Annotated in this window: 32 protein-coding genes and 1 pseudogene; 21 read left to right on the plus strand and 12 right to left on the minus strand. The window is 30.7% G+C overall.

Annotation, left to right across the window (positions count from 1 at the left end; genetic code table 11):
* Positions 1–388 precede the first annotated feature (388 nt).
* The 4 genes from ACFEL1_RS05745 to ACFEL1_RS05760 all read left to right on the plus strand — a co-directional run bounded on the left by ACFEL1_RS05745 (position 389) and on the right by ACFEL1_RS05760 (position 4,820).
* Positions 389–1,996, plus strand: coding sequence for an IS1634 family transposase (locus ACFEL1_RS05745; protein ID WP_375330786.1), 1,608 nt, complete (start codon positions 389–391; stop codon positions 1,994–1,996).
* A gap of 99 nt (positions 1,997–2,095) precedes the next feature.
* Positions 2,096–3,157: an IS110 family transposase gene (locus ACFEL1_RS05750; RefSeq protein ID WP_375330787.1), complete on the plus strand. Its 1,062-nt coding sequence runs from the start codon at positions 2,096–2,098 to the stop codon at positions 3,155–3,157.
* A 711-nt stretch (positions 3,158–3,868) separates the two neighbouring features.
* On the plus strand, positions 3,869–4,129 hold the full coding sequence (locus tag ACFEL1_RS05755; protein ID WP_342278983.1) for an IS110 family transposase: 261 nt from the start codon (positions 3,869–3,871) through the stop codon (positions 4,127–4,129).
* Positions 4,130–4,136: 7 nt separating this feature from the next.
* Positions 4,137–4,820 carry a transposase gene (locus ACFEL1_RS05760; RefSeq protein ID WP_342278982.1) on the plus strand — a complete coding sequence of 228 codons (684 nt, stop codon included), beginning with the start codon at positions 4,137–4,139 and terminating at the stop codon, positions 4,818–4,820.
* 60 nt (positions 4,821–4,880) lie between these two features.
* On the opposite strand, the gene ACFEL1_RS05765 is transcribed toward ACFEL1_RS05760, so the two are convergent.
* Positions 4,881–5,633 (minus strand): IS5 family transposase, encoded by a 753-nt coding sequence (locus ACFEL1_RS05765; protein ID WP_375330788.1) that lies wholly within the window; start codon positions 5,631–5,633, stop codon positions 4,881–4,883.
* A gap of 332 nt (positions 5,634–5,965) precedes the next feature.
* Positions 5,966–6,700, minus strand: a complete 735-nt coding sequence (locus ACFEL1_RS05770) for a TylF/MycF/NovP-related O-methyltransferase (RefSeq protein ID WP_375330789.1) — start codon at positions 6,698–6,700, stop codon at positions 5,966–5,968.
* A gap of 17 nt (positions 6,701–6,717) precedes the next feature.
* On the opposite strand from ACFEL1_RS05770, the gene ACFEL1_RS05775 reads away from it, so the two are divergent.
* From ACFEL1_RS05775 to ACFEL1_RS05800, 6 genes are all read left to right on the plus strand, one after another.
* Positions 6,718–7,251, plus strand: coding sequence for a sodium:solute symporter family transporter (locus ACFEL1_RS05775; protein ID WP_342278979.1), 534 nt, complete (start codon positions 6,718–6,720; stop codon positions 7,249–7,251).
* Between the two features lie 34 nt (positions 7,252–7,285).
* On the plus strand, positions 7,286–8,269 hold the full coding sequence (locus ACFEL1_RS05780) for a hypothetical protein (protein ID WP_342278978.1): 984 nt from the start codon (positions 7,286–7,288) through the stop codon (positions 8,267–8,269).
* A 171-nt stretch (positions 8,270–8,440) separates the two neighbouring features.
* The gene (locus tag ACFEL1_RS05785; RefSeq protein WP_375330790.1) at positions 8,441–9,202 is read left to right on the plus strand and encodes a hypothetical protein; all 762 of its coding nucleotides are present in this window, start codon (positions 8,441–8,443) and stop codon (positions 9,200–9,202) included.
* 26 nt (positions 9,203–9,228) lie between these two features.
* Entirely contained in the window at positions 9,229–9,381 is a 153-nt protein-coding gene (locus ACFEL1_RS05790) for an ATP-binding protein (RefSeq protein WP_410521703.1), read from the plus strand.
* Between the two features lie 64 nt (positions 9,382–9,445).
* On the plus strand, positions 9,446–9,883 hold the full coding sequence (locus ACFEL1_RS05795; RefSeq protein ID WP_342278976.1) for a hypothetical protein: 438 nt from the start codon (positions 9,446–9,448) through the stop codon (positions 9,881–9,883).
* Positions 9,884–10,025: 142 nt separating this feature from the next.
* Positions 10,026–10,370 (plus strand): hypothetical protein, encoded by a 345-nt coding sequence (locus ACFEL1_RS05800; protein ID WP_342278975.1) that lies wholly within the window; start codon positions 10,026–10,028, stop codon positions 10,368–10,370.
* On the opposite strand, the gene ACFEL1_RS05805 is transcribed toward ACFEL1_RS05800, so the two are convergent.
* Positions 10,363–10,782 carry a helix-turn-helix domain-containing protein gene (locus tag ACFEL1_RS05805; protein WP_341761837.1) on the minus strand — a complete coding sequence of 140 codons (420 nt, stop codon included), beginning with the start codon at positions 10,780–10,782 and terminating at the stop codon, positions 10,363–10,365. The genes ACFEL1_RS05800 and ACFEL1_RS05805 overlap by 8 nt on opposite strands.
* A gap of 188 nt (positions 10,783–10,970) precedes the next feature.
* Between ACFEL1_RS05805 and ACFEL1_RS05810 the strand changes: the two genes are divergently transcribed.
* From ACFEL1_RS05810 to ACFEL1_RS05825, 4 genes are all read left to right on the plus strand, one after another.
* Positions 10,971–11,456 (plus strand): helix-turn-helix domain-containing protein, encoded by a 486-nt coding sequence (locus tag ACFEL1_RS05810; RefSeq protein WP_375330732.1) that lies wholly within the window; start codon positions 10,971–10,973, stop codon positions 11,454–11,456.
* A gap of 20 nt (positions 11,457–11,476) precedes the next feature.
* The gene (locus ACFEL1_RS05815; protein WP_375330791.1) at positions 11,477–11,974 is read left to right on the plus strand and encodes an IS630 family transposase; all 498 of its coding nucleotides are present in this window, start codon (positions 11,477–11,479) and stop codon (positions 11,972–11,974) included.
* A 260-nt stretch (positions 11,975–12,234) separates the two neighbouring features.
* Positions 12,235–12,447, plus strand: coding sequence for a hypothetical protein (locus ACFEL1_RS05820; RefSeq protein ID WP_342279063.1), 213 nt, complete (start codon positions 12,235–12,237; stop codon positions 12,445–12,447).
* A 17-nt stretch (positions 12,448–12,464) separates the two neighbouring features.
* On the plus strand, positions 12,465–12,695 hold the full coding sequence (locus tag ACFEL1_RS05825; RefSeq protein WP_375330792.1) for a hypothetical protein: 231 nt from the start codon (positions 12,465–12,467) through the stop codon (positions 12,693–12,695).
* Here the strand turns inward: ACFEL1_RS05825 and ACFEL1_RS05830 are convergent.
* The 9 genes and pseudogenes from ACFEL1_RS05830 to traW form a co-directional block, all read right to left on the minus strand.
* Positions 12,692–13,087, minus strand: a complete 396-nt coding sequence (locus tag ACFEL1_RS05830) for a transposase (RefSeq protein WP_342278972.1) — start codon at positions 13,085–13,087, stop codon at positions 12,692–12,694. The genes ACFEL1_RS05825 and ACFEL1_RS05830 overlap by 4 nt on opposite strands.
* Complete coding sequence (locus ACFEL1_RS05835; RefSeq protein ID WP_375330793.1) at positions 13,087–13,665, minus strand: hypothetical protein; 579 nt, start codon at positions 13,663–13,665, stop codon at positions 13,087–13,089. Before ACFEL1_RS05835 ends, ACFEL1_RS05830 begins: the two co-directional genes overlap by 1 nt.
* 74 nt (positions 13,666–13,739) lie before the next feature.
* Positions 13,740–13,928: pseudogene (locus tag ACFEL1_RS05840) on the minus strand (transposase); the annotation flags it as partial.
* Between the two features lie 39 nt (positions 13,929–13,967).
* Complete coding sequence (locus ACFEL1_RS05845; protein WP_375330794.1) at positions 13,968–14,126, minus strand: TraU family protein; 159 nt, start codon at positions 14,124–14,126, stop codon at positions 13,968–13,970.
* Between the two features lie 116 nt (positions 14,127–14,242).
* The gene (locus ACFEL1_RS05850; protein ID WP_342278969.1) at positions 14,243–14,659 is read right to left on the minus strand and encodes a type II toxin-antitoxin system VapC family toxin; all 417 of its coding nucleotides are present in this window, start codon (positions 14,657–14,659) and stop codon (positions 14,243–14,245) included.
* Entirely contained in the window at positions 14,656–14,922 is a 267-nt protein-coding gene (locus tag ACFEL1_RS05855; protein WP_342278968.1) for a type II toxin-antitoxin system prevent-host-death family antitoxin, read from the minus strand. Before ACFEL1_RS05855 ends, ACFEL1_RS05850 begins: the two co-directional genes overlap by 4 nt.
* Before the next feature lie 154 nt (positions 14,923–15,076).
* Complete coding sequence (locus ACFEL1_RS05860; protein WP_341761895.1) at positions 15,077–15,484, minus strand: type II toxin-antitoxin system VapC family toxin; 408 nt, start codon at positions 15,482–15,484, stop codon at positions 15,077–15,079.
* A gap of 5 nt (positions 15,485–15,489) precedes the next feature.
* Positions 15,490–15,741: a type II toxin-antitoxin system prevent-host-death family antitoxin gene (locus ACFEL1_RS05865; protein ID WP_341761896.1), complete on the minus strand. Its 252-nt coding sequence runs from the start codon at positions 15,739–15,741 to the stop codon at positions 15,490–15,492.
* A gap of 108 nt (positions 15,742–15,849) precedes the next feature.
* Positions 15,850–16,446, minus strand: a complete 597-nt coding sequence (gene traW / locus ACFEL1_RS05870) for a type-F conjugative transfer system protein TraW (protein WP_342278966.1) — start codon at positions 16,444–16,446, stop codon at positions 15,850–15,852.
* A 76-nt stretch (positions 16,447–16,522) separates the two neighbouring features.
* Here traW and ACFEL1_RS05875 point away from each other — a divergent pair.
* From ACFEL1_RS05875 to ACFEL1_RS05905, 7 genes are all read left to right on the plus strand, one after another.
* Positions 16,523–17,394, plus strand: a protein-coding gene (locus ACFEL1_RS05875; protein WP_375330795.1) for an IS5 family transposase whose coding sequence is annotated in 2 segments (ribosomal slippage) — positions 16,523–16,895 and positions 16,895–17,394 — 873 coding nt in all. Because the reading frame shifts where the segments join, the coding sequence is not laid out codon by codon here.
* 320 nt (positions 17,395–17,714) lie between these two features.
* The gene (locus ACFEL1_RS05880; RefSeq protein WP_342278964.1) at positions 17,715–19,595 is read left to right on the plus strand and encodes an LTA synthase family protein; all 1,881 of its coding nucleotides are present in this window, start codon (positions 17,715–17,717) and stop codon (positions 19,593–19,595) included.
* Positions 19,596–19,706: 111 nt separating this feature from the next.
* Positions 19,707–20,612, plus strand: a complete 906-nt coding sequence (locus ACFEL1_RS05885) for a ComEC/Rec2 family competence protein (RefSeq protein ID WP_375330796.1) — start codon at positions 19,707–19,709, stop codon at positions 20,610–20,612.
* 79 nt (positions 20,613–20,691) lie between these two features.
* A complete protein-coding gene (locus ACFEL1_RS05890; protein WP_375330797.1) occupies positions 20,692–21,177 on the plus strand; it encodes a helix-turn-helix domain-containing protein in 486 nt (161 codons plus the stop codon).
* Between the two features lie 20 nt (positions 21,178–21,197).
* Complete coding sequence (locus ACFEL1_RS05895) at positions 21,198–21,695, plus strand: IS630 family transposase (protein ID WP_375330791.1); 498 nt, start codon at positions 21,198–21,200, stop codon at positions 21,693–21,695.
* Between the two features lie 73 nt (positions 21,696–21,768).
* A complete protein-coding gene (locus ACFEL1_RS05900) occupies positions 21,769–22,863 on the plus strand; it encodes a ComEC/Rec2 family competence protein (protein ID WP_375330798.1) in 1,095 nt (364 codons plus the stop codon).
* 30 nt (positions 22,864–22,893) lie between these two features.
* Positions 22,894–23,736, plus strand: a complete 843-nt coding sequence (locus tag ACFEL1_RS05905) for a hypothetical protein (RefSeq protein WP_375330799.1) — start codon at positions 22,894–22,896, stop codon at positions 23,734–23,736.
* The last annotated feature ends 25 nt before the right edge of the window (positions 23,737–23,761 follow it).

The following is a 23,761-nucleotide window of genomic DNA, read 5'->3' on the forward strand; positions in this document are numbered from 1 at the left end:
TAAAACATTTTGTTTAGAAGGTGGCATTTAATCGATATTTCATTTGTCATATTCTGATTATCTCTTGATAAAAACTTGCTACCAAAAGAAGTTTTAAAACGAAAAAGCGTATTTTCTACGCTCTCCCTTCGGTCATTTACTCTCCATGCTTGATATCCCCTCTTTCGTTGATATTTTACAGCTTTATCTCTCTCTGTTTTAGGCTTGTGTAATTTAACTGATAATGAATGGTTGGGAGGTCTGATAACTGGCTACTCATCTTCTAGACGAAAAAGTGCTTAAAACACCTAAAGAATAAGGTTTATAAGGATTTTGCTATAAAATTTGTAGTCATGTAAATGATATTTTTTATTTGACAATGCTGGAATTTAGAGATATAATCTCTTTCATGTATATTACAACTGTTCCAAATAGAAATTCTCGTCCTGCAATATTGCTTCGTACCTCTTATCGCGAAGACAGGAAAGTATTAAATAAAACCCTAGCTAACTTAACTAACTGGGATGATTTACGCATTGAGGCTTTTAAGAAGATGCTGAAAGGTGAATTTGATGGTTTAGATGGTGTTCCTGAGGTTGGTGAAAGTTTTGGGACTATTTTTCTACTAAAAAGAATTGCTGATGAAATTGGTATTACTAAGGCTCTTGGTACTAGAAGCAAAGAAGCTTTATTGAGTCTATTTTTGGTTTTAGCACGCTTTGCTCACCAAGGGTCTAGACTTTCCAGCGTGAAATGGGCGAAATCGCATGCGATATCTGATGTATTATCTGTCGATTCATTTGATGAAAACCATTTATATCAGGCTCTAGAATGGTTAGAAGAGAACCAAGAAAAGATCGAATTAAAATTATTTAAAACTTATCAAAAGAAAAATAACAAGCCGCCTGTTATGCTTTTATATGACGTCACTTCCAGCTATTTCGAAGGAACAGAGAATGAACTTGCGGAATATGGGTACAATCGGGATAAAAAGAAGGGTAAAAAGCAAATAGTGATTGGTCTATTAACTGATGATCATGGCGAACCTTTGGCTGTTAGAGTTTTTAAGGGTAATAGTGCTGATCCTTCTACCATTTATGAGCAGATTGAGCTAGTAAAATCTAATTTTGGTATTAAGAATATCGTCTTTGTTGGTGATAAAGGAATGATTAAGAGGACAGGCAAAGAAGCCCTGAGCAAAGAAGGATGGGACTATATTACAACCTTAAGTAAAGTTGAGATTGAAAGCTTAAAGAAAAGCGGAGTTTTGCAATATAGTTTTTTTGAAGAACAGCTATGCGAAGTAACCAATAATGGCAAAAGATATATTTTAAGGAAGAATGGTTCTATAGCCCGAAAAGTTGAGTTTGATAGGAATAACCGAGTTGAAAAATTGGTTGCAAAGATTGAAGAGCGTAATATATATGTATCAACCCATAAGAAAGCAAAGCTAGAACTTGGTTTAAATAATATTCAAAAAATTGCCAAAGAATGGCGGATAGATAAATTTATCAACCTAAAATTAGATGGCAACCAAATAGTGGTTGAAATTGATCAAGATAAGAAAAAAGAGTTGTTTGCTCTTGATGGTTGTTATGCGATTGAAACACAGATTGAAATTAAACTGATGAGTAAAGAATTGGTTGATAAAGCTTACCATAATTTACATGAAGTAGAATCGAATTTTAGCAGTATGAAGACAGGATTACTCGAAGTAAGACCGATCTTTTTAAGGAAAAGCAACAGAACGAAGGGACATGTATTTGTTTGTATGTTGGCATTAAAAATATGGCACTATATGAAAAATAAGTTGAAACAAGGTTGCGGCGTAACCAAGGATGGTAAATATAATGTGACCATTGAGGAAGCATTAAGAGAGCTGGATAAAGTATGTTTTTTATATTACACAATCAAGGGTTGCAAAGTTATAAGATTACCAAAATTAAGCGAGTTTCAACAAAATTTATTCAATTTATTTGATTTAACGATGCCCCAAATGACAAAATCTGCAAAATGATAAAATAATGGTATGGACCTCCTGATATACAGAATGAAAAGCAGTTGCTAATCTTCTAAAGTTAATATTAAATATTAAAATAACAATCAGGAGGCTAAGATGGAAGTTACCACAATTGGTATAGATATTGCAAAAAGAATTTTCCAAATTCATGGTGTAGATAAAAATGGTAAGACGGTATTAAAGAAAAAATTAATGAGAGATCAAGTTTTAACATTTATGGCTAATTTACCAAAATGTTTGGTAGAGATGGAAGCTTGCGGCGGAGCTAGTTACTGGGCAAGAGAAATAACTAAATTGGGGCATATAGTAAAACTAATGGCTCCACAATTTGTCAAACCGTATGTTAAAACTAATAAAAACGATCAAGCTGACGCTGAAGCTATATGTGAAGCAGTAACAAGACCAAATATGAGGTTTGTACCAATTAAAACTGTAGAACAACAAGATATTTTGTCAATTCATCGGGTAAGAGAGAGATTGGTAAAAAACCGTACGGCACTTGCGAATGAAATTAGAGGATTATTACATGAATTTGGTTTTATTATTCCTCAAGGGATCAATAAGGTTGTAACAAAATTAACTGAGATTTTAGATGAAGGAAATTTGAGTCAGCTAGGTTACCAAACATTTAGTGAACTGAAAGAGGAATTTTTGGATAATGACAAAAAAATAAAAGAGATAGAAAAAAGATTAAAAATAATAGCTAGCAACTTAACTCAATATCAACGATTAACAGCTATACCTGGTCTTGGTTTAATTACTGCTACTGCTTTAATAGCATCAATAGGTAATGCTACAAGTTTTGAGAATGGTAGGCAATTATCGGCATGGCTTGGATTAGTGCCAAGGCAGCATTCCAGTGGAGGGAAAGATAAGTTGCTTGGAATTAGCAAGCGAGGTGATGTTTACTTGCGTACTCTATTGATCCAAGGAGCTAGAGCTGTACTAAATGCCAAGATAAGATTTACATCGGAAGAACAAAAATCTAAAAAAGATTTTAGCAAATTTACGCAGTGGATGTTTAATTTATCTGAGCGAAATGGACATAATAAAACAGTAGTTGCTGTAGCTAATAAACTGGCAAGAGTGGTGTTTGCAGTACTAAGGTCAGGGGATGATTATGTAGAGAGTAAAGTTTGTAGCACAGAGCTATTATAATTAACATAAAATAAAATAAATAGTGGTTTATTAATTAATAGGTAAACAAAGAATATGTAAGAGATTCCAACCCGGAATATGCGTGAGATAATAATATTGATGGTAAATAAGACAAACCTTAGCTTACAAAGAAACTGATGACTACAATGGCTCTTTGAAGCCGATAAAATGATAAGTATATAGTAAATTTGTAAGCCAGCGAATTCCATCAGGGCTGTAGGATAAATTACACATAATTTATTAACTATAAGCCGGATACATGTATGCATTTGCATTTTTGCTATTAGATGTTATTTTTTTCTTGCATTTTACAGGAGATCCATACATGTAGTCAGTAACGAGAATTTAATTCTACACTCCACTCGTCGCATAATACTCACGTTCTATAGCATAATTTCTGCTCATATTTATCTCGAAGATGAGTCGCACCACTCGAGAAAAAGTTTAGAAAATCAAACATAGCTTTTTCTTTTTTATTACTTACTAAATCATTCTATCATTAATTATGCTATCACTAAGTTATTTTATCATTACCTAGGTTCTTATATCTTTAAATTATGATATAAGTAATTGTAAGAGGGTGACTTGATAGGTTCTTGATTGAAATAATCGTGCACAGAATAAGTACCCTCTTACAAGGTTTGCTTTGAACAAATTGCAGAAGGTGCTGGAAGCAGCAGCCTTGCACAATAAGATGAAGGAGATTATATCATGAGTAAAATAATAGGTCTAGATGTAAGTAAAAAATGGTTAGATATATGTTTATATGAGTCTAACAATAAACCGATATATAATCGTTTTTCCAATGATAAGTTAGGGCATGAAGAACTGATAAAATTAATAAAAGAGCAAGAAATTAAGATAATAGTATGTGAGCCTACTGGAGGTTATGAAGCAGAGATTTGCCAAGAATTGTATAATAATAAGCAACAGATACATAAGGTCAATACCTATAGTTTTAATTCTATTTAGTAAATCGGTGAATTTGTGTAAAACTGATAAGAAGGACGCATTTAAATTAGCATATTATGGCGATAAGATGCAACTTACAGCTAATTATTTATATCAAGTTGAATCAGAGACTTTGAAGAGATGTCAGCAAAGGCGAGAAGATTTAGTATTAATGCTTAGCAATGAAAAGAAGAGGCTACATCATAGTATTGATGGCATTGATAAAGAGAGTATAGAAAAACTCATTAAATTTTTACAGAATGAAATAGCTGAGCTTGATAAGAAATTAAATGAGGTAATAGATGAATCAGAAGAGTTGAAAGAGAAGGTAAAAATATTAGAGAGTGTGCCTGGTATTGGTAAATGCGTAGCTAAAAAACTAATTAGTTTTTTACCTGAATTAGGAAATAAAAATTATAGTAGTAACGAATTGTCAGCAATTGTGGGGATAGCTCCTTATGCTCGTGATAGTGGTAATAAGCAAGGACGAAGATTTATTAGAGGTGGCAGGAAAATACCACGAGATGCTTTATACATGGCGGTATTGGCGGGGAAAAATGGTGTCAAAAATAGTTTTCAATATTTAAAAGCTTTATATGATAGGCTTGTTAACAATTTTAAACCTAAAAAGGTTGCTATAGTTGCGTGCATGCGTAAACTACTTGAAGTGTGCCATAAACTTATTCAACAAAAACGTTGTTTTGTTATTTAGATAAATATTTTTTATTTTTTTGAAAATTTAGATAAAAGATAATTGCTGTTGACAAAAATTTTAACGTAACCATATTAAAGTTCCAACGAAATTTAGAAAAGCTAAAAAAGTGGCTGGGGCTTTATCAAATCTAGAAAATATACGCCTAAAATGTTTGATTTTACCAAATAAGCACTCAATTAAATGTCGTTCCTTATAAGTATGTTTATCATATTCACGTTGTACTTTACGGTTAGATTTTGGTGGTATAACAATCTCACACCCCTTATTTTCTAAACTTTCTACAAATGCACTACTATCGTATCCTTTATCGGCTATCACTGTCGTATTCTGAACATCTTGAGTAAGATTTCCCGCTTGAGTTATATCATTTCTTTGCCCAGCAGTTAGTATAAACTTTAATGGATTACCAAGGGCATCAACAAGGGCATGAATTTTAGTACTAAAACCACCTCTGCTTCTAACTAAAGCTGCTTCTTCTTGATTACCTTTGATATATCCAAATGAGCAAGCATGTACTCTTATAATAGTTGCATCAATCATAATCAATTCCATATCTGCATCTACTTTAACATAATCCATTAAAGCATCCCATATACCTTTATCAACCCATCTCTTAAATCTGCGATAAATACTGTACCAACAACCATAATCGTCAGGTAGAAGACGCCATTGACAACCTGTTCTAACAATAAACCATATTGCTTCAATAAACTGTCTCATTTTTTCTTCATTCTTGTTGTGTATACCATTTCTTTCCTTAAAAAATGATAAAATTACTTCCCATGCTTGTTCTTCTATGTAATACTTCATATTGATAGTTCCTTTTTTTGATAACTAGAAACTACCATTTCTTCTTACTATGACAACTTTTTATTCCTTTTTCCTAACTACAATTTTTGTCAACAGAACCTAGAACACATGGATTTAAACAGGAGATTATTTTTTATCGACGCTAGACGAGTAGATGAAGTTGCTTGGTCAAAGGAGCAGTTAAATAGTCCGCTATCGAGGCAAGATATCCCACACACCACATATTAATCCCATTCCGGACCATAATTCTTGCCATTTTATATCTCGAAGATAAGAGTAGAGTTCATCTCTAAACAGTCAGAAACATTTGCTACATAAAGGCTATATGTGATTTAACAAATACGTACTAAGACTTGCTCATGAAACTTATTATAAGCTATGTATTCAAAAGATAAATTAGTATGCTGTATAAATTCTATAAATGACTTATGCTCATGTTCTTCCCAGCCATCGTAATTAAAATATTCATCAAATAATAAAAATGTGCCAACTACTATATTTGTAGATAGATATTTAAATATACTTTTAGTTGAGGAATATAAATCACAATCTATATGTATTAAAGATATGGGTGTGTCTTTTATTTCATTTTTAAACTGGGGGATAGTGTCTTCAAACATACCTTTATATATTGATACATTTGCCAATAAAGGTGGGACAATATCATCGCTTAATTTAAATGTACCTTTATTTGCTCCAGTACGCCAGTCTTCTGGAAGACCATCAAATGAATCAAATCCATAAACAACATTTTTAGAATTCAGTGCTGCAATAATGTTAATAGTTTTGCCAGTGCATACTCCAAATTCAATAATAAGACTATTAGTAACTGTTTTAACACTTTCTAGTGTAAATTTTAATATATCCGCATCGCAATCAAAAATTATGCAACCACGCATGTGCTTTTTTATGTAGTTTATAGTAGACAAATGATCTGTTAAAGGTCTATTGGCTGTACAAAAATGAAGTATTTGATTATTGCCATAATTATGCTTTAATTTTACATCCGGGAATATAATTGCATTATTTTGAAAATAATTGTAATTTTTAAAAGGTATTTTATGCATAACAAAAACAATTTTATATGTATATATCAAAATTATCTTATTTGGACATTAGCATCATTGTTTTATATTTACTAATTACTATTGTAGTAGGAGTATACTATAGAGCAGAAAACGTTAATATAATAGATTATGCAATTGCTAAAAAACAACTTAGTTACCCTATATTATTGTTCAGCTCACTTGCCACTATAATTGGTGCAGGTTCTACTGTAGGAACAATATCTGAAATATATAAACTAGGTGTTATATTTATAATACCTAATTTTGGATATGTTTTAGGTAGCTTTTTATTTGCAAAATTCATAGCCATAAAAATTGATAATAGATTTAATAACAATATATCAGCTAGTGATATAATTAAAATCTTTTATGGTAAAAACGCGTCCATTGTAACAGCTATAATTGGATTTTCTTATTGTACAGGAATAGCTGGAGTACAAATTACTGCCTTAGGTCATATATTTAACTCTTTACTTGGTATGCAATATGAAATGGGAGTGATAATAGGTGGATTAATTATAGTAGTCTATTCATGTACTAGGTGGATTTAGATCAGTAGCAATAACAGATGTAATACAATTTACATTGTTAATTGTAGTTATACCAATACTAGCAAGTGTAATGCTGAATAAGGCTGGAGGTATGACAGCTATACTACTACAATCTAAAAGTAATAAACTATCATTTTTCAATCAGGCTGATTACTTAAATTATATTATACTATTTTTTGCCTTATCTATGCCTACGCATCATTTAAATCCCTCATTAATACAAAGATATCTAGCCGCAATTAATCCAAAAGACATACAGTCAATAATGTATACTTATTGTTTTATAAAGTCTGCACTTATATTTACTTTAGCAATTATCGCATTATCTGGGTTAATTATATATCCTAATATTTTACCACATCACCTATTAAATATAGCAATAATAAACTTATTACCTAGTATAGTCAAAGGTTTAACTATTGCTGGTATTTTTGCGGTAATTATGTCAACTGCTGATTCAAATATCAACTCAGCAGCTATCCTACTATCACATAATTGTATATTTAAAATACATTCTAGCTTCAATGAATTAAAGTTAGCTAAAATTGCAACATTTATTAGCGGAATTATAGGCATAAGTATTGGTTTGTTAAACTTAAATATTATTAGAGTTATTATGGACTTAGAATTAATATGGGGCATAATGGTTGGTATACCTATGATCATAGGTATTTTAAGACTAAGTAGACCACTTAATTTTTTTTGGTACTGCTGTGTTATAACATGTATTACAATGTTTTTAAATTATTACCTTAAAGTTGAGATTTGTATAAGTACACTTATAGTATCGTTACTAATATCACTCATGATATTAGTTTATAATTTATGGTGCAATAGTGGATTTAGATTAAGGTTAAATAAAAATATTACAAGCAAAAAGCAACATATTATTAAGTCTCAGTATAATATCACCCAATTTATACACTTTATTAAAAATAAAATGGAAGAAAATTCTATCAATGTAAAAGTATATGGTACATTTTGTTGTATAAATTATATAGTACCATGGTTCATGTAGGACTCTGATAAGGTTGATAACTTTAATGTAATCCTAGCATTACGTTTTATAGCAGGTCTTATTTGTGTAATATTATTAACGCATGATTATTGGCATAAAAAATATATCAAATATTTCCCATTATATTGGTATTTTACTTTAATATACACTTTACCTCTATTCACAACATTTATGGCATTGAATAACCCTACTTCTCAGTTTTGGTTAATTAATATTTCTCTTGCTATATTTCTGCTAGCTATGCTAGTTGATTGGCTTAGCTTTTGTATTATTTCATTTATTGGAATTATACTGGGAATAACATTACATTATGTTATTATACCGCATTCTATTCAAGCAATACACTGTGAAGCAATGTATAATTTTATATATATAGTAATATATAGTACAACCATAGGATTCATTTTTAATAAAAGAAAAGAACTAGTAAGTACAGCAAGATTTAATACTGCAAAAAATATAGCTGGAACGATGATGCATGAAATTAAGTCACCATTACTTACACTTGCCTTAATTAATAATAATATTAAAAGAAAAATAAACAATCAAGACGATATAGGCACATTAAAAAAAATCTTGCCTAGAATAGATCAAGTCATTACAGAAACAGAATATTTAGTAGATAATATTTTAGCAAAATTAAAAAAAGATAGTAGCGATATAAAATTAGAGCTATTATCTATCAAGCATGAAATAAATGTAATAATAGATTCTTATCCATTCATAAAGGACGAGCAAAATAAAGTGATACTATCAATAAACTATAATTTTAGTTTTTTAGGTGACAGTAGTTTATTTAAGCATGTCATACATAATTTACTTAAAAATAGTTTGTATTATACTAGGTCAAATAGTAATGCAAAAATATATATAACGTCAGAACGAATTAATGAATACAATTATCTTTTTTTAAAGATACAGGTGAAGGTATAAAGCAAGAAGATTGAGGGAATATTTTTATACCATTTTATACTAGACGTGCAAATGGTATAGGTTTAGGGTTATCTTTTTGTAAAAAAATAATGCTTTCTTTTGGTGGTGATATATCTTGTATATCTGAAGAGGGGCAATATACAGAGTTTCAATTAAATTTCCCTAATTATAATACATAGCAAACATATGTCATTATTACCATTTTTTTGACCGACTCAAACTTTAATATTAGATGATGATGAATTGTTTATCGTAGAACTAAAAGAGATATACAAAGATAAAAAGAATATTATTTTTTCTACTAGTCCAATTGACTCATTAAACTATTTATCAAATTTACAATTTGATAATCAATGGTATAAACATTTGTTAGATTACGGTTATTACGAAAAAAAACTATACGATATAGACTATAAAAAAATTTGTAATAATATTTATTCGCCCGAGAGATTTAAGCAAGTTACTACTATTATAGTAGATCACAATATGCCAAGTATGTCAGGTATTGAGTTTTGTACAAAGGTTGCCCAATATTCCAATGCGAATAAAATATTATTAACAGCTAATATGGACTACAAACAAGCAGTAAACCATTTAAATCAGTCTATAATTAATGAATTTTATATAAAACAAGATATAATATATAATATAAGTGCATTTTTAGAGAAAATACACCGTTAGTAGCCATGAATTTTTTCACAATATATCCAAAGATCTGAGTGTATTAATAAGATATAAAGCATTTCATTCTAAGGAATATAGAAATTATATCCATCAATTAATACAAGACTTAAATATAGCGGAATACTATTTATTAAATGATTTGGGTTGGTATTTACTATTAGATAATAATGGTCAAAGCTATGGAGTATTTATATTTAGCCAAGAAAGTGCAGATGAAATCATAGAAGAAGCAAAACTACGTTTTGTAGATGCAGAAGCAATACAGTCATTAGCTAATTATCAAAATATTTTATGCTTTTATAGTACTTCAACAACCGATTGGCCAAAATCTCATGTATGGAAAAAGTATATTCATAGAGCAGACAAAATACTTATATCAGGAGATAATTATTACATTGCCTGTGTTAAAGATAGTATAGATATAGACTATAATAATCTATATTTCTATAATCAAATGTTAACTAATGCATCTAGCACTATTTAGCATTTATTAGTCCGAATTTTAAGTGTCCTTCAATCATACCTTTAATGTAAACTTTAGCATACTCAGGCTTTGTATTTGTTTCTAAGTATTGGTATAATGATTCTATATATTCATGCAGAATATTAATACTTATTTCTTGAATTTTTAATGTATCAATAACATCAATAATTATTTGCAAAGCATTTAAATATGTCTTGATATTTACAATAAATTGCTTTTTATTTTTAACTAATGTGTCAATTGGGACATTCAATACATTTGCCACTTTATTATAATATTCAGGTTTCGTAGTTCTGTTGTAAATTATATTTGTAATAGTACTTTCTTTTATTTCTGTTAGCTCAGCAAGTTTGGTTACAGTAATCCCCTTTTCACTCATTAATATTCTTATAATTTCACCTGTAGTCAACATAAAGTAAATTTGATATATCGAATAATTGTAACTATTACAATATTTGCTCAAGTCAATACAATAACCTCTAGCTTATGTGTTTACAAGTAATACCAATTCCCTAATTTAAATTAGTATAAATAGTAGAAAAAAGATGAGATTATGTTATAATATTCCAAGTTTATGAATAAATTAAGGAAAGGAATATAATGGGATGTCATCAAAGATTAATAACAGAAGAGTTATACCAACGTGCTATTGAGCAGCTTGCAAGCATGAACCGAGATAATAGAGTTGCTATTAGACTTATGGCTATAATTGCTGCTAAAGAAAATGGTGTTGGTATAGTATGTAAGGTATTTAATATAACAACCAATACGCTTAGGAACTGGGTAAAAAGCTTTGCTCAAGGTAATGATAAAAGCCTTGAATATAAACAAGGTAGAGGACGAAAAAGTAAATTAACAAAAAATTGTTGTGAAGCAATAAATAAATGGTTACAAGACGATTGTAACATGACAATAAAAAATATCATCATAAAACTTAAAGAAAATTTGGAGATTGATTCTAGTAAATCGGCTGTACATAGAGTATTACAGAAACTTAAATTTGCATACATTACCCCAAGACCAGTGCATTACAAACAGAATAAAGAAACTCATGAAGGGTTTAAAAAAAACTTCAAGAAACAATAACAAATAACCCTAGCAGTTACTTGTATTTCTTTGATGAATCACGTTTTGGGACTCATTCTAAATTAGGTTATGGTTGGTTTCGTAAAGGTAGCAGAACTCAAGTTAAAGCCAAAATGGGCTTTCAAAATTTCTATGTTTATAGTGCGGTTAACCCAATCACAGGTGATGATTTTACTTTAATGATGCCAAATGTCAATACCGTTTGTTTAAATATATTTTTGGCAGAGATGTCTAAACAGATAGGAGAACAAAAAGCGATTATTGTTATGGATTGTGCTGGATGGCACAAAGCTAAAGAGCTAATTATTGCAACAAATATAGAAATTCTTTATTTACCCCCATATTCTCCTGAATTGAATCCGACAGAGAAATTGTGGCAATATTTAAAGTCTAATACTATAAAGAATAAAGTATATGACACAATCGAACAACTAGAAATAGTAGTATGTTCCTGCCTTAAAAATTTAAATGCCTCACTAATTAAATCGATTTGTTGTATGAATTATTTGCTAAATTAAATTAGGGAATTAGTATAAAATTATAACAGTCAAAAATACTAATGTAGAATATTTTACAATTTTTATACAAAATTATACAAATATGTATACATGAATAATATTGTATAATACAATATCTACTTGTAGCACAAACTTATTAGGGTATTGATAATATGTACCTCAGTACAGGACAAAGAGATTAAGGAGAGAATAAAAAATAGTAGATAACGCGTAGACAAAGCTCTATTAGTTAGGTTGTTAAAGACTTAAGAGGCAAGAGAATGATTACAGCGTTATCACAATTAATAGGAGACTACTTTTTTAATAGTTTTGCAAGTATAAAATTAATAGAACAAATAATATTAGGATTACTGCAAGTGAGAGATGTAAATCTTACACAACTTGCCTTAACGATAAAAGGAGACAAGCAAGAATCACGCTATAAGAAATTACAGAGATTTTTTGCCAAATGTGAATTATCTACACATCCTTAGCCAAGTTACTGGTTAGGTTGGCTGGAATTGATGCTGAACAATGGTTATTAGTGCTTGATCGGACAAATTGGAAATTTGGTAAGCTTGACATCAATATTTTAGTATTATCTATTTGCCATAAAGGCATTGCTATACCAATTATGTGGGATATGTTGCCAAAAGCAGGAACTTCTAATAACGTTGAACGTCAGCAATTAATGGAAAGGTTTATTACTGTATTTGGCCTCAGTACAGGACAAAGAGATTAACAAGGTGATAATCGAAGTAAAGATGGTGTTATGGGCTTAATAAATTTTGTTATAACTTCCATCATTTCTTCAATATTCAAAAATATTCTCTGCAAGTAATCTAAGCCATACCTGAATAAGGAGATAGACTTTCTACCGTGTTTTTTAAGCTTTATGGGTCTGATAGAATTTTGCCATTGACCCACAACATAAGCAAAAGTAAATGCTATAGCAAGTAAACCAAGCAATTTACTAATTCTATCTAAATGTATTATATGGGTGTTTTCAAAGTTAAATCCTCGTGTTTTAAGGCAAGCAAAAAGATTTTCTATTTCCCATCTTTTTTTATATATATTTAGTGCTATATTAGGGTTATCATTGGTAGCTATGATTACTAATTCTCCCTTGATCATTACGCAATGCCGCTACAGATACTTCCCAAATATCTTTTTCCTTTAAACAACATATATTCACCATTCTGTAACCTCTTAATTAAATGATTAGCAGTAGCTAATTCATCTTCTGTTCTACCAATGGTAAGATTGGCTGTGATTCTAATATAAAATGGTATCATTTTATCAGCTAAAAACTTTAGCCATAAATCACCAATCAACTCCCGATCCCCAAGCAATGCTGACATCTTCTCTATGCCAAATACAGTAATAAACCTTTCCATTAATTGCTGACGTTCAACGTTATTAGAAGTTCCTGCTTTTGGCAACATATCCCACATAATTGGTATAGCAATGCCTTTATGGCAAATAGATAATACTAAAATATTGATGTCAAGCTTACCAAATTTCCAATTTGTCCGATCAAGCACTAATAACCATTGTTCAGCATCAATTCCAGCCAACCTAACCAGTAACTTGGCTAAGGATGTGTATGATAATTCACATTTGGCAAAAAATCTCTGTAATTTCTTATAGCGTGATTCTTGCTTGTCTCCTTTTATCGTTAAGGCAAGTTGTGTAAGATTTACATCTCTCACTTGCAGTAATCCTAATATTATTTGTTCTATTAATTTTATACTTGCAAAACTATTAAAATAAGTAGTCTCCTATTAATTGGAAAGTCATGCGGCATATATCTCCACTGACACCCAGTACGTAATACATAAAAAATTGCATTCAAAATCTCTCTTTTGCTATGTTTTAAAGGTCTACCTCCCTTTACATACGATACTTGAAACAACCCCTCTATCCTTAACCATTCTTCATCTGTTAAATCTGTTGGATAATTTTTTCTGCTCATTCTTCTATACTTCTTACTAATAATACTTTGTTCACTTCATCATACCTTAATTTTAGTTTGAGGACAAGCTCTTACACCACTACCAATATTAATTAAGTTGCCTATGCTTATTGGCAATATGCAACTCCAACAAATATCAGTAATTGGATTGACAAAATGTCCCTTACATGTAATACTTGCAGATACTGAAAATGGCATAAAAATAGCCACTAACAGTAGGATACTTAACCGTGTCTTTGTGCCTTGAGCTGGGTCGCCAAACTTTTTGCTCAAGACCGTGTTATTGATATTTGTCAACGTTTTTACCTCTTACATTATTCACATTTCTCAAAAGGATTTAGTAATTTTACTGCAAATTTAGTAAAATGTTTGGTATTACGAGTAACTAAAACCATATCATGAACTATTGCTTGGGCAGCAATTAGGCTATCCACCTGATTTGTAGAATCAATAGCAAGTAATTCACCCCAACATTTACATACATTATTATCTATACCAATGGTTCTAGCGGTATATTTTTTAATTAAAATATCTTGCCACCTTTCTAAACTTAATGAGGCTATTAAATCTGTTTGTCTCTTTTTAGCAATCCCTTTTTGAATCTCACCAATTGTTAAGTAACTTATATATAATGATTCTATAGGTACTTGATATAACCAAGATATTACTTGGCTATTTGGACTTTTCTTACGAAACTCTGACAATATATTAGTATCAAGTAAATATCTCATATATCAATATCTTCCCTAGCTTTACTTGGTTTTCTTTCAAATAAATCCTCTTCATCATCATTATCAACTTTTGGTATGGATAATAAAAATTCTTTAAATGACATAGGGGGATTTATTTTATCACCCATATAATCTTCCACTGAGATAATATAGACTGCTTTATGTCTCTTCTTATCATTTACTAATTGAGGTTGCCCGTTTTCAGCAAGTTCAATAATTTCTTCAAAATGTTCCTTTGCCTCTTGTAATTGCCATTTTTGCATAAATTACCTCTAATGTTGTTTATTTGTATATTATAACTGTTTTTTTACGACCACTAATCAATTTCTACTTCTTTTATTCTTAAAACTTTTCCTTCCTGCTGAATTATTGCTAGTACTTGCTTAATTTTATTTGTCAATGTTTTTACCTCTTACATTATTCACATTCCTCAAAAGGATTTAGTAATTTTACTGCAAATTTAGTAAAATGCTTGGTATTACGAGTAACTAAAACCATATCATGAACTATTGCTTGGGCAGCCAATTGGCTATCTATATCATTTGTTCCATCTATTACTAATAACTCAGCCCATTTTTGACAGACAGCTAAATCAACATTTAATATTTTATTGGAATAGGTTATTAGTATTTCTTCTAGCCAATTCTCTAAATTTAACGCTGTTGATTTATCAGTTTTAGCTTTCTTTAGTATCCCCTTTTTTATCTCCCCAACACTAATGCAGCTAATATATAATAACTTCGTAGGAATTTTATCAATCCATGCAAGCACTTTAGGATTTGGTATCTTTCTGTTTAATTCTGAAAGTATATTGGTATCAAGCATATATCTCATAATTCAACATCTCTAGCTTTGCCTTGAGCTCTTTCAAATAAATCTTCTTCGTCATCAACAGTTTTAGGTATTGATAAAAGCATTTCTTTAAAACTTTTCTTTGGAACTCTTGCTTTGTATTTTTCAGCAGAAACTATATATACTACGTCTCTAGATGACTTTACTATCTTTTGCATTTCACCATGCAATGCACTATCAACTAATTCTTCAAAATGTTCCTTTGCTTCTTGTAACTGCCATTTTTGCATAATTCACCTCTAATTTTATTAATTTACTTATAATAGCATTTTATTAGTTATGACTCAAATTTTACCTAAAATAGTCCATTGTGCATTATAACTGTTTTTTTACGACCACTAATCAATTTCTACTTCTTTTATTCTTAAAACTTTTCCTTCCTGCTGAATTATTGCTGGTACTTGCTTAATTTTAAATTTTGTTGTTAAAACTCCTGCTTGATCAAAATATACTTCTCTATCAAGTTCTTTCTGTAAATCAAGTGGTCTACCAGCTACTAATATCAATTTGTCTTCTGCCTTTATTACTGAGCTGCTTTTTTGTTGCTTAAACCACTCAACCTGCTCTTTATCTCTGCTATCAATAAATATCAACTTCTTGTCCAAGTTTATATAATCTAGTGGATTAACTTTTGTACCTATCTTGTGAAGTAGCTTGCCATCTGGCAAAATAATATCCTCTTTTATTATGTAGCTTGGATCATAAGTAAAATCTTGTGCTTTTTGAGTACGTTTGATATTGCTAACTGCTACCGGCTGCTCTATTCGAGTTTTAGCGATTTCTAACATCTTGCTTTTCTCCTGTTCTATATCAACTAATTTTAGTTTTCTTTCGATCATTGCTAAAAATCCTTCTTCTTTAACCTCAAAAATTGTTCCATATATGCCAAAATCCTTAGCAATAGTTATTTGTGGTAGTAGAATTACTAAAATCATTGTAAGAGCTTGTCCTCAAACTAAAATTAAGGTATGATGAAGTGAACAAAGTATTATTAGTAAGAAGTATAGAAGAATGAGCAGAAAAAATTATCCAACAGATTTAACAGATGAAGAATGGTTAAGGATAGAGGGGTTGTTTCAAGTATCGTATGTAAAGGGAGGTAGACCTTTAAAACATAGCAAAAGAGAGATTTTGAATGCAATTTTTTATGTATTACGTACTGGGTGTCAGTGGAGATATATGCCGCATGACTTTCCAATTTGGAAGACAGTATATGAACAATTTAGAAGATGGAAGAAGCAAGGTGTATTTGAACGTATGAACCATGAACTTATCAAGGATGTTAGAAGAAAATTAGGTAGAAATGAGTATCCTAGTGCTTGCATAATAGATAGTCAGTCTGTCAAGACAACAGAAAAAGTGGAGCTAAAGGTTATGATGGAGCTAAGAAAATTAAGGGCAGAAAGAGGCATATTATTACCGATACACAAGGCTTTGTGTTAGGTTGTTATGTCGGTTCTGCGAATGAGAATGATCGATACGGAGCTACAGTGCTACTCAGTAACATACAAAAAGAGTACACTACTATTAAACAAATGTGGGCTGATATGGGGTATCAGTCTAAAGATTTAAAGGGTCTCATTAAGGAAAAGTATAACATAGATTTAGAAATTGTTAAACGACCAGTGTGCAGATTTTGGATACCAAAAAATACACCACTAGAACTATTGCCAACAAGGGAAGTTGGGTTTAAAGTACAGCCAAGGCGATGGGTTGTTGAGAGAACCTTTGCTTGGATAAATAGAAATAGAAGGCTCTCCAAGGAGTATGATTTTCTTACTGATTCTAGTGAAAATATAATTTTTTTGGCTATGAGTCGATTACTTCTTCGTAGGATTACTTCTATACTTAGTTTGCGGACAAGCTCTAAGACATCGGTTTAATAGCCTAGGGTGTCAATCCCTGCGTAAGCAGCTTACTATTACCCATAAGTTTTCTTGACATTTATGGTAATAGGAAGACTAATAGCTAGGGAGATAAGTTAAAATCGTCCCTTTAAAGGAAAGAAATAACCCGTCTATTAGCGAGAAGACCGTAGGTCGACGAAGCAATTGACAAGCTTCATGGATTGCCACGCTCACATACGTTCGCTCGCTAATAGACGGCTTAAGCCTTATAACAACACTTCGCTAATAGACGATTTTTTAACTTTCAACAGTTGTGACCTTACGACCTCCTCGCAATGACGTTAATTTAGATATATATGATAAAAATACTGTTTCATCTTCCTATTGTTAGAATTTACCTAATATTTCAGTTTATTACTCGTATTCTATTAAGCTCATATGCTTTATGGCAACAACAAATAACCATATCTGATCTAGTGTCAATTTTTGTTATTGGTACATTTAATGATCTAATATCTCTTTGTTATTTTTTACCAGTAATTTCGCTTGTTATCATTGGCTTCTACAAGTTATTGGCTCGGTATAAATTTTTGTATGTAAGCTGCTCTTTTATCGCTTATTTTTGTACTATTGCACTACTAATATTTATTGCCATCGCAGAGATTACTTTTTGGGATGAGTTCGGTGTTAGATTTAATTTTATTGCTGTAGATTATCTAATTTACACTCATGAAATCATTGGTACTGTAAAAGAGTCTTTGCCCTATATAGAAATATTACTAGGCATTATAATTATTACACTATTAATTGTTTTTTTCTTGAGAAAATATATAATTAATCAAGCAAGTACTCTAAATGGCAAGAAACATATTTTTTGTGTGATAATGCTATTTTTGTTTAGCCTAGTTGCTTTTTATTTCTATAACCCTAATAAAATTGCTTTTAATTCTAATAAATATGCTATCGAACTTGCTAAAAACGGTCCATATGAGTTTTTCTCTGCCTATTTTAATAATAGCTTAGATTATAATAAATTTTATCCAGTAGTTGATAAAAAACAAGCTTTAGATACTGTTCGCACTAGTTTATCAAAAAACAAAGAACTATACTTAGATGATTCTACTATAGCACGTTATATCAAAGCTAATTCTTCTAATAATAAAAAATATAATATTATTTTTATTACTGTGGAGAGTCTTAGTAGTGAATTCATGGGTAAATTTGGCAATCAACAAAATATTACTCCAAATTTAGATAGATTAGCTGATGAAAGCATATTTTTTACCAATCTATATGCAGTAGGAACTAGAACAGTAAGAGGTTTGGAAGCTATTACTTTATCAGTACCACCAACTCCTGGTTCTTCCATTATCCGTAGACCTGATAACCAATCGCTATTTAATATAGCTACTATTTTTAAGAATGCAGGTTATGTTATTAACTTCATAAACGGTGGCTATAGTTACATTGATAATTTGCAAAATTATTTTCATGGTAATGGTTATAATATAGTTGATCGAGGTAATCTAAAATCAAATGAAATAAGTTTCTCTAATATTTGGGGAGTAGCTGACGAGGATATATTAATAAAATCACTAGAGTTAGCTGATCAAAATTATAAGGAAGGCAAAACTTTTTTCTCATTAATTATGACTACCTCTAACCATCGTCCTTATACTTTCACCGAAGGTAGAATTGATCTAGCGTCTGGTAGTGGACGTAATGCAGCTGTTAAATATACGGACTATGCTATTGGTAAGTTTCTTGAATTAGCAAAAACTCGCCCTTGGTTTAATAATACTATCTTTGTTATCACTGCTGATCATTGTGCATCAAGTGCTGGCAAAACTGATTTACCGATTAATAAATATCACATACCTCTATTAATATACGCTCCTAATATATTAAAACCACAGATAATTGATAGTTTAGCAAGTCAAATTGACATTGCTCCTACTATTTTGGGATTATTAAACTTTTCCTATAATAGTAAGTTTTTCGGTCAAGATATGTTAAACATACCGGCAAAAAGAGCATTTATCAGCACTTACCAATTGCTTGGTTTTATGAAAGATAATCACTTAGTTATCTTAAGCCCACAGGGACAGCCAAAAACTTATAAATTAGTTGGTAAAGATAAAATAGAGACTGAGAATATTCCTAACTTAGTAGAAGAAGCTATTAGTTTTTATCAGATAGCTTATGATTTATATATTCAGGGTGAAATGAGGGAATAACGCGAATTTGGGATAAGAATTTGTCAATTCTTATCCCAAATTGGGGTAAATAGATTTCTTGAATTACATCTAATAGTAGCTTATTTTAAATAAAAACCTACTGTTAGATGAATGACCCTAAGAGATTATAAATTAATTTTTAAGCTTGCCAAAAGCATTTTAGAACAGGAATATCACAATCTCAGCCTTTGGTATTTCGTTAGTTTCATTTATGGTATCGTTATTTATTTTACTTTAAGTAACGAACCTTCCTTTATATCTATTCTGGCTATTTTCACAATTTCTTTATCACTAATAATCTTAAGAAATAACATATTTGGGCGATTTATTTCGGGCATAATTATTGCTTTTTCATGCGGTATGTTAGTGGGCAAATATCGTATATCAAATTTACATGTTGTTGGTATTAAAAAGCCGATAATTTCACAAATAGGTGGCACTATAGAATCGATGAAACCGACCACTCATGGTATGCAAATTATCTTACATCAGGTCAAAATTCAAAAACTTAATAGGTCTAATCAGGTTTTAGAGAAAGTTAGGATAAGCATGCCAGCAAAATATGCTCAAGAAATTAATATTAACGATAGCATTAACCTAGTGGCTCAGCTTTATAAGCCTCAAAGTAGTATTCTACCAGGTGGCTATGACTTTGGCTTTTATGCATATTTGGCAGATATCAACGCCACTGGCTATGCACTATCACCCCCCCAAATTATAGCACATAGTAATCTCTACACTAATAGTTTTATCTATAAAATTAAAAAAAATATTTACAACCGCCTAATCCAAATACTTGGTTCTATTAAAGGTAATTTCGCCGCAGCAATATTACTAGGAGAAACAAAAGCCATCGATAGAAAATTAATGAAAGAAATGAGGCAAAGCGGTATATCTCACATACTTTGCGTCTCCGGTTTACATTTGTCATTGGTAGCTATGCTGTTTTTCATATCAGCAAGATTCTTATTAAATCTATCAAATTATATTGCTTATAATACCAATTCCCTAATTTAAATTAGTATAAATAGTAGAAAAAAGATGAGATTATGTTATAATATTCCAAGTTTATGAATAAATTAAGGAAAGGAATATAATGGGATGTCATCAAAGATTAATAACAGAAGAGTTATACCAACGTGCTATTGAGCAGCTTGCAAGCATGAACCGAGATAATAGAGTTGCTATTAGACTTATGGCTATAATTGCTGCTAAAGAAAATGGTGTTGGTATAGTATGTAAGGTATTTAATATAACAACCAATACGCTTAGGAACTGGGTAAAAAGCTTTGCTCAAGGTAATGATAAAAGCCTTGAATATAAACAAGGTAGAGGACGAAAAAGTAAATTAACAAAAAATTGTTGTGAAGCAATAAATAAATGGTTACAAGACGATTGTAACATGACAATAAAAAATATCATCATAAAACTTAAAGAAAATTTGGAGATTGATGCTAGTAAATCGGCTGTACATAGAGTATTACAGAAACTTAAATTTGCATACATTACCCCAAGACCAGTGCATTACAAACAGAATAAAGAAACTCATGAAGGGTTTAAAAAAAACTTCAAGAAACAATAACAAATAACCCTAGCAGTTACTTGTATTTCTTTGATGAATCACGTTTTGGGACTCATTCTAAATTAGGTTATGGTTGGTTTCGTAAAGGTAGCAGAACTCAAGTTAAAGCCAAAATGGGCTTTCAAAATTTCTATGTTTATAGTGCGGTTAACCCAATCACAGGTGATGATTTTACTTTAATGATGCCAAATGTCAATACCGTTTGTTTAAATATATTTTTGGCAGAGATGTCTAAACAGATAGGAGAACAAAAAGCGATTATTGTTATGGATTGTGCTGGATGGCACAAAGCTAAAGAGCTAATTATTGCAACAAATATAGAAATTCTTTATTTACCCCCATATTCTCCTGAATTGAATCCGACAGAGAAATTGTGGCAATATTTAAAGTCTAATACTATAAAGAATAAAGTATATGACACAATCGAACAACTAGAAATAGTAGTATGTTCCTGCCTTAAAAATTTAAATGCCTCACTAATTAAATCGATTTGTTGTATGAATTATTTGCTAAATTAAATTAGGGAATTAGTATAATTACAACATAAAGTCAATTGCAGCAATTTGTTCTTTAATAGGCAGTTATGGTTATTTGGAGCTAAGTGGCATGCAAATTGCTGCCACAAGGGCATTCATTATGACGGCAATTTTTATTTATGCAGTTATGATAGGACGGAAGCCCTATCCCCTAAGATCGCTCGCGATTGCAGCTTTCATAATATTATCGGTAAATCCCGAATATATATTTCATCCAAGCTTCCAATTATCTTTTGTGGCAGTATTATCGCTAACTGCTGGTTACGAATTTTATATAAGAAATCAATGGATTTTAGGTAAAAGCAAGGGGATATTTTCTTCCATAAAATTTTATATTGCCTCTAATATTTATTCAAGCTTCCTTGCAAGCATAGTAACTGCTCCTGTAGTAATAAACCAATTTTATACATTTCCTACTTATTCTATTCCCATGAACCTTATTGCTGTACCTATAATGTCTTTCTTTCTGATGCCGTTATCTATTATCTCATTATTCTTAATGATATTTGGTATAGATCAATATTGTTTAAAATTAATAGGTTTTTTCATTGATATAATTATTGCAGCAGTGAAATTTACTAATACCTTACCATTATCAGTATGGTATTTTGGTTATATAACCAAAATTAGTTTAATTACTTTCTTATTTGGATTTTTTTGGACTTGTTTATGGAGAACAAAGTGGCATTTCTTAGGTCTGATTATAATGATTATATCTGTAATCTTAATGCTAAATTCTCCTAAACCTAATTTCATATTTGATATAAATTTAAATGCTATTGGTATAAAAAATAACAATGGTGAACTTGACATTTATGTGAATGAGATACCAGAGTTTAAGCGTATATATTGGGCCAACTGGTTTGGTCAACAGGATGCTAAAATATTCCCTATAGAAAAAAATATTTTTACTTCCGATGGATACACAATTTTGATAAACTATAAGCCAATTGTTCCAAATAAAATATGTGAAAATGTCGATATATATATTAACATGTCGAGTAGAAACCAATGTAAAGGTAACAAAATTACTATTACTAAAGAATTTCTAAGAGAGTTTGAAGTAATAATGATATTTTGTAATCAGCACGAATGTACAATTAAAACAAATAATAAAAAAAGATGGCAGGGTAACTGCAAGAGTTTTTAGTGATTGCTAACATTAATTAAAGATATTTTTATGCCCAAGTTAGAGAAGTTTAAATCAGATATAGCTAATATTGTTGGTGAACCAAAGGAAGGCTTTGTACAGGATATAGATAGATTCAAAAGTCTATTCAACTTTAGCTTTGATTCGAAATATACTCCTGAACTTGCTGAAGCTATGGAAAGCATGGGAATAGAGAAAGAAGTAAAAATACAGGTGTCGTTGGATGATGACACAACAAATGTACTTTCACAAACTGTTGAAGCTACTAGCCAAAAATTTGGTGAATTTAAAGGCAATATTAGCACCACCCTTAATGCTCATGGTGAACTTGCTAAAGGATATTCTGCCGAATATGTTAAAGGACAACCTAATTTAGATAAATTCGGTCAACAAGCTAAACAAATGGATACATTGATAGAAGAGTTTCCACATAAATCCTTACAGAAAACTGAACAAATTGATACAATTGCAACTATAGGAGCTGGTACAGAAAAAATGTATTCGGCATTGGAATTTTCACCAGCTGATCCAATGCATGTCAGAACCATTACAGATTTAGGTGCAAAACTGAGGCATTATATTAAATCATTTGTTAAATCACCTGAGGAACAGAAAGAGGCTTTTATTGAAAATGGTGCTGGGACAATCCAAGCTATTGATAAAGCAAATAGAAGTGATGGATTGCAAACTAGTAAGACTGCATTAGAAAAGATATTAAGCAAACTTGAGGGTACAGCCGGATCTCAAATATATCACCGTCTGAGAAAGACTCTCAATAAAAACGATATATCTATGGGAGATGGTAGTAGTACTATTAAACCTAATACCACCCCTTCTAACACAAAGCATTCTAATAAAGATAAGGGACGGTAGATCCCCGCCGTAGCCGTAACTCATG

Source organism: Candidatus Tisiphia endosymbiont of Oplodontha viridula (assembly GCF_964264865.1).
In the GTDB taxonomy this organism is placed as follows: domain Bacteria; phylum Pseudomonadota; class Alphaproteobacteria; order Rickettsiales; family Rickettsiaceae; genus Tisiphia.

Excerpts from the sequence above, each read along its gene's own strand:
- ACFEL1_RS05805 (WP_341761837.1), bottom strand. The coding sequence starts at position 10,782 with ATGTTGACTACAGGTGAAATTATAAGAATATTAATGAGTGAAAAGGGG.
- traW (WP_342278966.1), bottom strand. The coding sequence starts at position 16,446 with ATGATTTTAGTAATTCTACTACCACAAATAACTATTGCTAAGGATTTT.
- ACFEL1_RS05845 (WP_375330794.1), bottom strand. The coding sequence starts at position 14,126 with ATGCCATTTTCAGTATCTGCAAGTATTACATGTAAGGGACATTTTGTC.
- ACFEL1_RS05775 (WP_342278979.1), top strand. The coding sequence starts at position 6,718 with ATGTATATATCAAAATTATCTTATTTGGACATTAGCATCATTGTTTTA.
- ACFEL1_RS05885 (WP_375330796.1), top strand. The coding sequence starts at position 19,707 with ATGACCCTAAGAGATTATAAATTAATTTTTAAGCTTGCCAAAAGCATT.
- ACFEL1_RS05860 (WP_341761895.1), bottom strand. The coding sequence starts at position 15,484 with ATGCTTGATACCAATATACTTTCAGAATTAAACAGAAAGATACCAAAT.
- ACFEL1_RS05770 (WP_375330789.1), bottom strand. The coding sequence starts at position 6,700 with ATGCATAAAATACCTTTTAAAAATTACAATTATTTTCAAAATAATGCA.
- ACFEL1_RS05905 (WP_375330799.1), top strand. The coding sequence starts at position 22,894 with ATGCCCAAGTTAGAGAAGTTTAAATCAGATATAGCTAATATTGTTGGT.
- ACFEL1_RS05865 (WP_341761896.1), bottom strand. The coding sequence starts at position 15,741 with ATGCAAAAATGGCAGTTACAAGAAGCAAAGGAACATTTTGAAGAATTA.
- ACFEL1_RS05820 (WP_342279063.1), top strand. The coding sequence starts at position 12,235 with ATGATTACAGCGTTATCACAATTAATAGGAGACTACTTTTTTAATAGT.
- ACFEL1_RS05765 (WP_375330788.1), bottom strand. The coding sequence starts at position 5,633 with ATGAAGTATTACATAGAAGAACAAGCATGGGAAGTAATTTTATCATTT.
- ACFEL1_RS05745 (WP_375330786.1), top strand. The coding sequence starts at position 389 with ATGTATATTACAACTGTTCCAAATAGAAATTCTCGTCCTGCAATATTG.
- ACFEL1_RS05855 (WP_342278968.1), bottom strand. The coding sequence starts at position 14,922 with ATGCAAAAATGGCAATTACAAGAGGCAAAGGAACATTTTGAAGAAATT.
- ACFEL1_RS05750 (WP_375330787.1), top strand. The coding sequence starts at position 2,096 with ATGGAAGTTACCACAATTGGTATAGATATTGCAAAAAGAATTTTCCAA.
- ACFEL1_RS05850 (WP_342278969.1), bottom strand. The coding sequence starts at position 14,659 with ATGAGATATTTACTTGATACTAATATATTGTCAGAGTTTCGTAAGAAA.
- ACFEL1_RS05830 (WP_342278972.1), bottom strand. The coding sequence starts at position 13,087 with ATGATCAAGGGAGAATTAGTAATCATAGCTACCAATGATAACCCTAAT.
- ACFEL1_RS05785 (WP_375330790.1), top strand. The coding sequence starts at position 8,441 with ATGGCATTGAATAACCCTACTTCTCAGTTTTGGTTAATTAATATTTCT.
- ACFEL1_RS05755 (WP_342278983.1), top strand. The coding sequence starts at position 3,869 with ATGAGTAAAATAATAGGTCTAGATGTAAGTAAAAAATGGTTAGATATA.
- ACFEL1_RS05810 (WP_375330732.1), top strand. The coding sequence starts at position 10,971 with ATGGGATGTCATCAAAGATTAATAACAGAAGAGTTATACCAACGTGCT.
- ACFEL1_RS05880 (WP_342278964.1), top strand. The coding sequence starts at position 17,715 with ATGATAAAAATACTGTTTCATCTTCCTATTGTTAGAATTTACCTAATA.
- ACFEL1_RS05890 (WP_375330797.1), top strand. The coding sequence starts at position 20,692 with ATGGGATGTCATCAAAGATTAATAACAGAAGAGTTATACCAACGTGCT.